7 protein-coding genes are annotated in these 11,638 nt (G+C 63.4%); 1 reads left to right on the forward strand and 6 read right to left on the reverse strand.

What is annotated here, in order from left to right; translation table 11 throughout:
* Positions 1 to 168: 168 nt before the first annotated feature.
* The 5 genes from AC1DX8_RS12860 to AC1DX8_RS12880 all read right to left on the reverse strand — a co-directional run bounded on the left by AC1DX8_RS12860 (position 169) and on the right by AC1DX8_RS12880 (position 8,080).
* Positions 169 to 1,650: an aldehyde dehydrogenase family protein gene (locus AC1DX8_RS12860; protein ID WP_477630317.1), complete on the reverse strand. Its 1,482-nt coding sequence runs from the start codon at positions 1,648 to 1,650 to the stop codon at positions 169 to 171.
* A 510-nt stretch (positions 1,651 to 2,160) separates the two neighbouring features.
* Positions 2,161 to 4,173: a protein meaA gene (locus AC1DX8_RS12865; protein ID WP_477630318.1), complete on the reverse strand. Its 2,013-nt coding sequence runs from the start codon at positions 4,171 to 4,173 to the stop codon at positions 2,161 to 2,163.
* Between the two features lie 77 nt (positions 4,174 to 4,250).
* Positions 4,251 to 5,444: a CaiB/BaiF CoA transferase family protein gene (locus tag AC1DX8_RS12870; RefSeq protein WP_477630319.1), complete on the reverse strand. Its 1,194-nt coding sequence runs from the start codon at positions 5,442 to 5,444 to the stop codon at positions 4,251 to 4,253.
* Between the two features lie 5 nt (positions 5,445 to 5,449).
* On the reverse strand, positions 5,450 to 6,952 hold the full coding sequence (locus AC1DX8_RS12875; protein WP_477630320.1) for an aldehyde dehydrogenase family protein: 1,503 nt from the start codon (positions 6,950 to 6,952) through the stop codon (positions 5,450 to 5,452).
* A gap of 48 nt (positions 6,953 to 7,000) precedes the next feature.
* Positions 7,001 to 8,080 carry a Zn-dependent alcohol dehydrogenase gene (locus AC1DX8_RS12880; protein WP_477630321.1) on the reverse strand — a complete coding sequence of 360 codons (1,080 nt, stop codon included), beginning with the start codon at positions 8,078 to 8,080 and terminating at the stop codon, positions 7,001 to 7,003.
* A 353-nt stretch (positions 8,081 to 8,433) separates the two neighbouring features.
* Here AC1DX8_RS12880 and AC1DX8_RS12885 point away from each other — a divergent pair, with 353 nt between their 5' ends.
* Entirely contained in the window at positions 8,434 to 9,180 is a 747-nt protein-coding gene (locus tag AC1DX8_RS12885; protein WP_477630413.1) for a gamma-glutamyl-gamma-aminobutyrate hydrolase family protein, read from the forward strand.
* Between the two features lie 687 nt (positions 9,181 to 9,867).
* Here AC1DX8_RS12885 and AC1DX8_RS12890 read toward each other — a convergent pair.
* A complete protein-coding gene (locus tag AC1DX8_RS12890) occupies positions 9,868 to 11,607 on the reverse strand; it encodes a CocE/NonD family hydrolase (RefSeq protein ID WP_477630322.1) in 1,740 nt (579 codons plus the stop codon).
* Between the last annotated feature and the right edge of the window lie 31 nt (positions 11,608 to 11,638).

Consider the following 11,638-nt stretch of genomic DNA (forward strand, 5'->3'; position numbering starts at 1 on the left):
CTCCGGGGGACGGTTGCCGCGGCACCGGCAGCCGGTCGGTTAGCCCGCTTCGCTGGTAGACTTCGCGATCGGGTGTGCATGCGGGGGAAAGGTTCCCGCGCCTTTGGTCCTCAAGGGCAGGACGGTCGGTCAGCGCACGTTGCTCACTTCTGAGCAGCAGACCTGGTCCTAGATCGGGAGTGCCGCGTCGTCCAGGCCAATGACCTGCCGCCCCTGGAAGAATCGCACCATGTCAGTGGGTCCGTGACCGCCCATGCCAGCGGCGTTCCAGAAGCTCTGCTCCGAGCCCTTAGCGAGGTCGGCCATCCGGCATCCGTTAATGCGGACCTCGCCGGCACGGATGTGGGAGGCGATCTCCAACGCCCGGTTGACGTCCTGGCTGAAGACAAAGCCGCCGAGACCCGTCTCGGGGCCGTCGGCGGCTGCGATCGCTTCCTCAACTGTGTCGACAACGTGCAGCGAGATGGCCGGACCGAAGAACTCGGCGAGCGAGTCCTCCGACCGGCTTCCGACCACCACGGTCGGCGCGAAGAACCAGCCGTCCGCCTCGGGAAGAGTGCTAGCGGTGAGTGCCATGCCGCCCCTGACGACCAGGTCGTTGATGCGCCGCGAGAGATTCTCGCGGTGGGCAGCGTGCGACAACGGACCGAGGTCGACCTCAGGATCGAGGCAGCTCCCGATGCGCACCTTGGCCAATCGCGCCAACAGCGCATCGACCAGCTCGTCGTGACGGCTGCGCATGACGAGGATCTTTCCCGGCCCCTCGCACCACTGTCCGTTCAGTTTGGTCATACCGTCGATAAGGGCGTCGGCGGTCAAGGTGATGTCCGCATCGTCGAGAACGATGCCTGGGTTGTGGCCGCCGAGTTCGAGCTGCAGCGCGGCGAAATGCGCGGCTGCCGAAGTCGCCACTGCCTTCCCTCCAACGCCACCACCGGTGAACGAAACGGCACGAATCCGCGAATCGGAGACCATCTGCGAACCAACCGCGGCGGCACCATGTACGAGCTGCAATATCGCTGACGGCAGGCCAAGCTGGGCGATCGACCTCTCGACGATTTCCGTCAGCACCTGGCAACCACCGGTCCCCCACTCCGACGGCTTCAGGATGACTGGGCAACCTGCAGCAAGGGCGCTGGCGACCTTCGCTGTCGCAACGAACGTAGGGGCGTTCCACGGCGCCAGCACCGCGGCTGGGCCGAGGGCGCGATGGAGAATGCGAACCGGGCGGCCGTCTCCGTCGAGCTCTTGCTCCAGACCGATCTTCGCGAGCTGAGTGCCCGCCGACCGAACCCGCGGCCCCAGCCAGTCAGCGATCTGGCGCGAACGGTGCACCGGGTAGCCGGTCGACATCGCGTCCTCAAACGCCACGTCGCCAGCCCGCTCGTCCAGTCCGGCAGCGATCAGATCGAGGAGAGCCTGCCGGGTCGGGACGTCCGATCGGTCCCACTCACCAGACTTGTGCAGGGCGTGTGCCGCCGCTATCGCACGGTCGACTGCCGCCTCAGATGTAGCAACCTGATGCTGACGGAACTCGCCGGTATTGGGGTCGTCAAGGGTGGCTGCGAGTTTCTCTTCAGCGGCAACCCATTCGCCGTCGATCAGGTCGATCTGAGGTCGGGGCGCCGTCGGGATAGCGGTCGCATTCATTAATCGGCTCCTTGTCCTTGGGTCTACTTGAGGTGGCGCTCTCCATCACCTGGCCTGCCGTCGTTCCAAAGGGCGCCGTTCGCGGAGACCGGTTTGGTCCTCCCACGTTCGGGGCTGGGACTTTTTGCGTCGAGGCCTCCTTCAGCGGAATGGACGAGGGACTCAAACCCACGGGTCGACTAGCCACCCAATCACGACGACTCGTCCGCGTGTACACCTCGGCCGGCGGTGCGCAGTTCACTCAGCGTCGGGGATCGCCCACCGCATTCGTCAGCCGGTTCGCGAGTCGTTCCTCTCGCGAGCATAAATTCTGCGCCCCCCCAAGTTCGCTAGCCGCCGGCACCCCGGCTTCGGACCGCCGGCATGCATTGATTGCCGGCCCTGACATCCCAAGGGTCTTGGCAAGCCCATGGCCATCGCCTGACACCAGGACCGAAGGCAATCGATGCATCGGTCAGAGTTGGTTGATCCTGATACGAGGCCAACTGCTCAGAGGCAACGGACTGTGCGTCAATCATCGGACACCGCTCGGACTGCAGGGTCGTCCAAGCCGTGGGCGGCGCGGATCACGTCGACGAAGCCGCCAATGATCTCGGTCAGGCCGAAGTCTTTGGGCGTATACACGGCGGCCACCCCCCGCCCGACCAGTGCGCGGGCGTCCGAGGCCGGGATGATGCCGCCCACGATAACCGGGAGGTCGCCGAGCCCGGCTGTCGCGAGCCCGTCAAGCACGTCGGGCACCAGCTCCATGTGGGAACCGGAAAGGATGGAGAGCCCGACGAGGTGCACGTCCTCGGCCACGGCCGCTGCGACGATCTGGTCGGGCGTGAGGCGGATGCCCTGGTAGATCACCTCGAAGCCGGCGTCGCGCGCACGTACGGCGACCTGCTCGGCGCCGTTGGAGTGACCGTCGAGCCCCGGCTTGCCGACCAGCACCCGCAGCCGGCCTCCCAACTCCTCGCCGGTCGTCATCACCCGGGCACGGACGGCGGCGAGCTCGGCGCCGGCCGAGCCGACGTCGGACACTGCGCCGACGGCACCACTGACGCCCGTAGGGGCACGGAACTCGCCGAACACCTCGCGCAGAGTGCCGGCCCACTCCCCCGTCGTCACCCCCACTCGGGCCGCGACGAGGGTGGGCTTCATTAGATTGGCGTCGGTCATCGCGGCCTCAGCCAGCGCGGCGAGGGCCGCTGCGACCTCGGTCTCGTCGCGCTGCGCCTTCCACGCGGCGATGGAGTCGAGGGCTGCCTGCTCGGCGGCCGGGTCGGCGGCCATGATGGCGCCGTCGAGGTCTGTCGTCAGCGGCGAGGGCTCGGTCGTCTCGAAGCGGTTGACGCCGACGACGACCTCCTCACCCGACTCGATGCGCGACCGCCTGGCGGCATGGGCCGAGACAAGGTTCTGCTTCATATACCCGGACTCCACCGCGGCGATCGCCCCGCCCATCGCCTGCACACGGTCGATCTCGGCCCATGCCCCCTCGGCGAGCTCGGCGACCTTCGCCTCGATGACGTGGCTGCCGGTGAAGATGTCGTCGTACTCCAGCAGGTCCGACTCGAAGGCGAGCACCTGCTGGAAGCGCAGCGACCACTGCTGGTCCCATGGTCGCGGCAGGCCGAGCGCCTCGTTCCAGGCCGGTAGTTGCACGGCCCGCGCGCGCGCGTCCGTGGATAGCGTCACGCCGAGCATCTCCAGCACGATGCGCGGGACGTTGTTCTCCGGCTGGGCCTCGGTGAGGCCGAGCGAGTTCACCTGCACGCCGTAGCGGAAGCGGCGCATCTTCGGGTCCTGCACGCCGTACCGCTCGTGCGTGATCTCGTCCCACAGCTGCACGAACGCCCGCATCTTGCAAGTCTCCTCGACGAAGCGCACGCCGGCGTTGACGAAGAACGAGATCCGACCGACGACCTTCTCAAAGTCGTCCTCGGAGACCTGGCCGGAGCTCCTCACCTGGTCGAGCACGGCGATCGCGGTGCACATGGCGTACGCAAGCTCTTGAACGGGCGTCGCGCCTGCCTCTTGGAGGTGGTAGCTGCAGATGTTGATGGGGTTCCAGTTAGGGATGTTGTGGATTGTGTAGGCGATCATGTCACCGATGAGGCGCAGGGAGGCCTCGGGCCCGAAGACGTACGTCCCGCGAGAGAGGTACTCCTTTATAATGTCGTTCTGAGTGGTGCCGGCGAGCTGGTGGGCCACCTCGTCGGGGGAGAGGTCCGCGTTCTGCTCCTCCGCCACGACTTGGTACATCGCCAGCAGCCACATGGCGGTTGCGTTGATGGTCATCGAGGTGTTCATCGCGGTCAGCGGGATGTCATGGAAGAGCTTGCGCATCTCGCCCAGGTGCGGCACCGGTACGCCAACCTTGCCGACCTCACCGCGACTGAGCGGGCTGTCGGGGTCGTAGCCTGTCTGCGTCGGCAGGTCGAAGGCGACACTGAGGCCGGTCTGGCCCTTGCCCAGGTTGGTGCGGTATAGGGCGTTTGACGCCTCGGCCGTGGAGTGGCCAGCGTAGGTGCGCATCACCCAGGGCGGATCCTTGAGACCCGGACGCCTCAGTCCTGATCCGGGGTTCCCAGCCGTCCCATCGGTCCGCCTAGTCATTCCTTAGCCCAAGCCCGGATTGCCTCGTTGTGCTCGCCAAGTCGAGGAGGGGCGGTGTGGTGGGTGCGGATCCCCGAGCCTGGCGGACCATCGAAACGCAGTGGCGATCCGGGCAAAAGGATCGTTCCCGCAACATCATCTTGGACTTCAACTACGAGCCGCTGGGAGCGAACCTGCTCCCACTCATAAACCTCATCAAGTGTCCGCACCTTACCACTAGGAATCCCCAGGTCATCCAGTCGGTCCAGCAACTCTGTGGACGTCATGACGGCGAAAACCCCTTCCATCATTGCGATTAGCTGCGCTCGGTTTTCTACCCGCTCGGCGTTCGTGCGGAAGGCAGAGGCCTGCGCCCCCGGTCCGAGAACAGAAGCCAGTTTGCGCCACTGATTCTCACTCCCAACCGCAATCTGGACCGAGCCATCTCCTGTTCTGAACAGCCCGTACGGCGCGATCGATGGGTGGTGATTGCCAATCGCACGCGCGACTTTTCCGCCAACGGTCCAGGCGCTGCCTTGAAATGCATGCACGCCGACGATGGAGGCCAGGAGACTGGTGCGCACGACTGTGCCTTTTCCCGATTGCGATCGATCTAGCAACGCAGCGAGGACCCCGTACGCAGCATTCATTCCCGCCAGAAGGTCGCCGATCGGGACCCCCACCTTCGTGGGTTGCTCCGCAGAGGGCCCGGTCAGTGACATGAGCCCTCCCTCCCCTTGCGCAATCTGGTCATAGCCCGCGCGGCCGCGTTCCGGCCCGTCATGACCAAAGCCCGTAATCGAGCAGATCACGAGTCGCGGATTTGCTTCGTGAAGTGCTTCAATTCCAAGACCAAGCCGCTCCATGACCCCCGTGCGAAAGTTCTCGATCAAGACATCCGCACGACGGATCAGAGACCACACCACCTCTAGATCCGCGCTGTCCTTCAGATCAAGTGTGATCGATTCCTTGTTTCTATTGGCGGATAGGAAGTAGGTCGACTGCCGCTCTGAAGGGTCTCCCACGAACGGCGGCCCCCAACCGCGAGAATCATCTCCCCCGTTGGGAGCCTCGACCTTGATCACTCTCGCACCAAGGTCGCCGAGCATCATCCCGGCCTGTGGTCCAGCCAGTGCACGTGACAGGTCGAGAACGGTGAACCCATCAAGCGTCCCGTCGCGGCTTACGCCATGTAGTGGTTGGGTGGACATGTCGACTATCGTCCGACCTTGACATTGATCTGCTTCAACTGAGTGAAGCCCTCGATAGCGCCCTCGATTGAGAACTCCCGCCCGATACCCGAAGACTTGTAGCCGCCGTAGGACTGGCCGACGACCTGGCCGCCGCCTTGGTTGACCTGCACCCAGCCGGCCTCGATGCTGTGAGCCAGTCCCAGGGCTTGATCCAGATCCCGCGACCACACAAAGGCCGCGAGACCATAGTGGGAGTCGTTGGCCATCGCCACGACTTCGGCCTCATCGGACCACGGGATGACCACAAGCACCGGCCCGAAGATCTCCTCCCGGGAAATTCTCCAGTCATTGCTCGCACCCGCGATGATGGTCGGACCCTGGTAATAGCCGTCGAGGCCCTGGGGAATTCTCTGCGAACCGTCCAAGACGACGTGTACACCTGGCTGCGACTTGCCGTCCTCGATGTAGCTGAGCACCCGCTCGTACTGGGTTCTATTGATGATGGTGCCCATGTCGGTGTCCTCGTCCAGGGGGTCGCCGACCTTGAGAGCCTCCGCCTTGCGAGCTAAGACCTTGAGGAACTGGTCGTGCACATCTCGGTGCAGGAAGAGACGAGAACCAGCTGTGCAGGACTGACCCTGACGCGTGAACCGCATCGCCGTCAGCACACCAGTTGCGGTTTCGTCGATCAAGTCAGGTGTGGCCGCGCTGGGACACACGATGTTCGGATTCTTACCACCCAGTTCAAGCGATTGATGGGCGAGGCGGCCTCCGGCAGTGGCGCCCACAATTTGACCGACCTCCGACGATCCAGTGAAGGAAACCTTGTGGATCCCAGCGTGCGCTGACATCGCCTGGCCAGTCGTTTCGCCTGCGCCGGTAATTACGTTGAGTACGCCCGCGGGCAGGAACTCCGACATGATCTGCGCGAGACGAAGGATGGTCAGGGGCGCATCTTCTGCGGGCTTGACCACCAGTGTGTTGCCTGCGGCCAGCGCGGCTGGCAACTTCATTGCGGCGATGAGTAGGGGGCTGTTCCACGGCAGGATTGCACCAACGACGCCAAGGGGCTCTCGACGGGTGTACTGCAGCTGGTCATCACCCGCCGGAAGAACTGTTCCCTTGAATTCACCGGCAACGCCTCCGAAGTAGCGGAACAGGGCGACCAGTCCTGCACTTTCTGGGCGTGCTTGAGTACGTAGAGCGTTTCCTGTGTCCTGGGCGGTAAGGACAGCCAGACTCTCGGCTTCTCCTTCCAACCGATCAGCGATCTTCAGCAGCAATCTGCCTCGTTCGCGGAAGTGGAGTGCCTTCCACGCGGGGAATGCAGCCGTTGCTGCGGCTACAGCTCGGTCGAGGTCGATCCCGGATGCCTCCGGCACGCGCGCAAGGATCTGCTCCCCACGGGCCGGAGCGAATACGTCCCGGCGCTGACCGCCCGCGGCTTGGACCCATTCACCGTTGATGAGCATCGGCCAGTCAGCTACCTCGGCGTCGGGGGCGTCGATCGTCGTTCTAAGGTTCATGAGCACTTCCTTACTAGATATGCTTCAAACGTCTTAGTCGGCGAGTGCTCAAAAGACGACGAGGTCACGAAGGGCATGCCCTTCCTCCATGGACTGGAAGGCAGCGTCAATACCGTCCAGCGAGATTCGGCTGCTCACCATCTCGTCGAGTAGAAGACGGCCCGCCAAGTACATCTCCACGTAACGAGGCATCACGAGGCGATGGTTCGCGCCGCCCATGTAGCAACCCTGGAGCTTGCGGTCATCCAGCAGGAGGCGGCCCTGGACGGGAAAGGTCTGGCCCCCTGGCATAAGACCGACGATGGTCGCGGTGCCACCCACGGCAAGCGTCTTGAGAGCGGTCTCCGCCGTGCGTGGTGAACCGACCGCCTCGACGCAATGATCGACCCCGCCGCCCGTTAGGTCCTTGAGAGCCTCCCCAACGTCCCCATCACCAGCATTAAGGACGTCTGTGGCGCCGAGCTTCTGGGCAACTTGAAGTTTGTCGGTCTGCAGGTCGACCGCGAAGACACGAGAGGCGCCAGCAACCCTTGCGGCTTGAATCGCGCTAAGCCCGATGCCGCCACATCCAATAACCGCCACAGTCTCGCCCGGCCGGACCTTGGCAGTGTTGAAGACTGCTCCCATTCCGGTGGTCACCCCGCAACCAATCAGGGCCGCCAGGGCTAGCGGCATCGCACGGTCGATCTTGACAGTCGCCGTCTCGTGCACGAGGAGCTGCTCGGCGAAGCTAGATACGTTGAGGAACTGGTGAACCTCAGACCCGGCCCGGCTGAGCCTGGGGGCTTCCGTCGTCGATCGCTGCGCGTGAGCCCCCCTGCACAAATGTGAACGTCCCGCTAGGCATCGCTCGCATCGCCCGCAGAAGGGAGACAGGCTCGTGATGACGTGGTCGCCAGCGCTCAGATCCCTGACTTCGCTGCCCACCTGGAGAACCGTGCCTGCTGACTCGTGGCCCAAGATGGTTGGCCTCGGGATATCAAAGACTCCGCGCAGGTGGTAGAGGTCGCTGTGGCACAGCCCGGCAGCTGCCGTCTGGATGAGGACCTCATGTGCGCCAACCGCGCTCACGTCGACGTCCTCAACGGTCAGGCTCGCAGCGCCTTCATTCAGTATGGCGGCTTTCACGGGTCTCCTCCTCATGCCAGGTGGCGCATTCCATGTCTTCAACGTTTGGTCTTACCAAAACCAGAGACACATCATTCGGCCGCAAACGGGTGGTCCCAGTTTTGGGCCCGCTGGAGCCCTAGCACATCCTCTTGGGAGGCACCGTCACACGCCACGTCGTCAGCATCGCGAACTCAGTAGGTCCCGGCTGCCGTCTGAATGTCCGATTCCAAGCGAGTTTCCGTCGGTCCGTCCGCGGGTGTCGCTCGTGAACCCATATTCGGCACGCGCCGTTTGTGACAACAGACTGCCACGCGTAGGCTTTTGGTATGTCCATTTTCCCTTCGCCCCGCGCCGCCGGGTCCCGCCGATCGATGACAGAGCGACGGCCGATCATCGGTATACCAATCCCCGTGGAGGCCGATGCCCGGTGGCGCTCCTGGGGGGAGCCCGCCCTCCTACTCATGCCGGGCTACTCAAACCATGTGCGAGAGGCTGGCGGTATTCCGATCATGCTGCCTGTCGCCGGCGACGCCGCGGAGGCTGAGGACGTTGCATTGTTCCTTGACGGCTTGATCCTCCCCGGTGGTGCCGACATCGATCCCGCGCTCTTTGGTGATAATCCGCATCCGGCTTCAGGACCGTTCGATCCGGCTCGCGACCAATGGGAAAGCGCCCTCCTGCGTGCCGCCATGGCGCGCGAAGTCCCGGTGTTCGGGATCTGCCGCGGCATGCAGCTGGTAAACGTCGTGCGTGGTGGAACGCTTATCCAGCACCTGCCCGACGTGGTCGGCAGCGACGTGCACAACCCGACTGTGGGTAGTTTCGCTGTACATCGCATCGCGACGGCTCCTGGCAGCGACCTTGCACGGGCGGTCGGAAAAGAAGCCGTTGTGTCGACTTACCACCACCAAGCCGTCGACCGGATCGGTTCCGGTTTGATCGCTGCTGCCTGGGCCGGGGACGGCGTGATCGAGGGGCTCGAGGACAAGGACCGTGGTGTCCTAGCCGTCCAGTGGCACCCCGAAGCGGGAACGGCCAACGAAGTTTTCCAGCACTTTATCGCTATGTGCCGAGATCGCACCGTGACAGCCCACGCGCTGGCACGCGAGCCTCTTTGACGAGGCCCGGATCCAATGATCGGGATGCCGGCGCGTCGGCTCTAAGCCTGCGGCCGCCGGACGCCTAGGGCGTCGGCTGCGGGGCTGGGGTTGAGCAAGCCGGCGCATCTCGTTGGCAATGCCTCGCTTGAGCCCACTACTTGGGGTCACTGTGGCAAAAGAGTTGTTCCGCGGGGTGTCGCTAGGAGCTCGAGTGCGTCGGTGCTCTAGCAGGCCGAGATCACTAGGAGGCGCACCGGGCGCCGCGGGCTGGCGGTGTAGCGAACCCGACACTGCAGGACTTGCCCGAGGCCCGCGTAAATAGTGTAGCGGCAGCGCAAATAGCGGCGAATTGTTTGGGTCGATGATGCGCTCTATTAGCCGCCCGATCTCTGCGATCAGCGCTGCCAGGTTGACGGTGGCAATGCCGGGCAGCGTCTGCAGGGCACGCTGTCTACGGGTGGGCGGCGAGTATCTGTCATGTCGCGCTATATCCGGGTGATTTCGGTGTTAAGCAACCGGATCTGCGTGATGGAGCCATGGAGGATCGATTCGAGGATCGATGGCGCGATTGGGTTCGTGCGCTAAAAGGGGCCGCACGGCGCCGGGTAACGAGGCTGGTGTGGTATTTTCCGCCGCGGTAGCTGTGGCGACGCCAGAACTGACGCATGCGGCCCTCGCCGAGAAGGGTTGTCATTCGTCGCGAGTTCACCGCCGGATAACGGGTAGCACAAGCCGACTCAAGTACTGCGGACCATGCAACACGCGGTTGTGGGCGACGACGAGGTCGTCGGCCGTGCAATCTGCCGCACTTGTTCCGGTATTCGTGTTTCGGTCATAGCGGGGAAAATTGCTTGAGGAGACCTCGAGCCGAATGCGATGACCGGGCAGAAAGACATTGGAGGTCACTGACAGATCCAAGGTGAGCTCGTAGACCGTTCCTGGGTCGAGGAGCGTCGGCTCTGCGAGCGTTTGCCGGTAGCGAGTGCGCAGGACTCCGTCCGTCAAATAGATCGCTCTTCCGTCGGGAAAGACATCGACTAGCTTACCGGTGAAATCGGTGTCTGGAGCGGAAGAGGCTACATGTAGGACAAGGGAGACGTGCCCCGTGATGTCGACCGGCTGATCCAGCGGCGGCGTCGTGAAGCAGAGAACGTCGTCCCGTGACTCGACGGGCCGCTGATCAACCGGCCCAACGCCATTGAGGGATGCGAGCCCGAGTGTCCGACCACCGAGTGTCGGCACTGGATTTCGTGGGTCATAATCGTAATAGTCGGCGGCTTCCATCTCTGGCCGGCTCGTCGACAGCACGCCGTCCCCCGTCTCAGTGTTAGCCAGGCCCTTACCGTCAAGGTAATAGTCCGTGTACGTCGTGTCGGGAAGCGGCCAGTCCTGTTCGTCACGCCATTCGTCGATTCCCATGACGAAGATCCGCACCGGTGACACGCCAGCAAGGGCCTGCGAATCGCCTCGGACGTAACGATCGAAGAAGGCTATGTGCGCTGAAGTCAAGTCCGCCAGATCGATATCAGCCATAACACCGAACTGTCGGTCGTGGTAGGTGCCCGTAAATGACAGATGGTCCCACGGTCCAATGACTAGGCGCTGGCCCTCCCGGGCTTCCGTAGTCCCGGCATTCCGACGCATCTCGGTAAATGTTCGGGCAGTGTCCGTAACGAACAGATCGAACCAACCCCCCACATTGAGGGCGGGCACCGCCACCCGTTCCGGCCGCTCGGCGATCGCGCGCGATCGCCAATAACTGTCACGGCTAGCGTGATCAAGGAATTCCGGCCACCATGGCCACGTTCTCGCGAACAGGGGCTGATCCTTAAGAGGAAGCCGAGCGAGATGGGGGGTAGGATCGGAAATCATTTCGACGACCTCCATGAGGGAACCGAGGTCACCACGCCCGGAGTCGGCCGCGGTCTGCTCCTTCAACATCGTCATTAGCGCTGTCCACGACCACAGGGTGTGCCACGAGAGAGCCCCTCCCTCTGAATACCACGGCGAAACGTAATAGTCCGTCGTAGTTTCGGTCGGAGCAATTGCCTTCAAACCTTCTGGGCGTTCGGCTGCGACACTCCATTGAACCATGCCCAAGTAGGAGTGGCCATATGCGCCGACGTCGCCGTTGCACCATGGTTGGTTACGGAGCCAGGCGATGGTGTCAGCGCCATCCTGTGGTCTTGGTATTGGTTCGAACTCTCCACCGGAGCGGAAGGTGCCTCGGCAGTCCTGCCATGCAACCGCGTAGCCCGCCTCCAGCAAGGAGAATAGGTTCGGCATCGTGGGCTGCGTGATGTCCCCGGGAATGATGTCCTTCCCGTATGGAAGGCGCACTAGGAGCACCGGTGCTGGCCCACCTTCCGGAATCCAAAGATCCGTTGCTAGCAGGACGTCGTCCCTCATTGGGACCATGACGTCCTTCTCCAGTCGGATGGTCATAGCTGGACTCTCTCTCTAAGCCTTTTGTTCT

Source organism: Pedococcus sp. P2_A3, assembly GCF_056405035.1.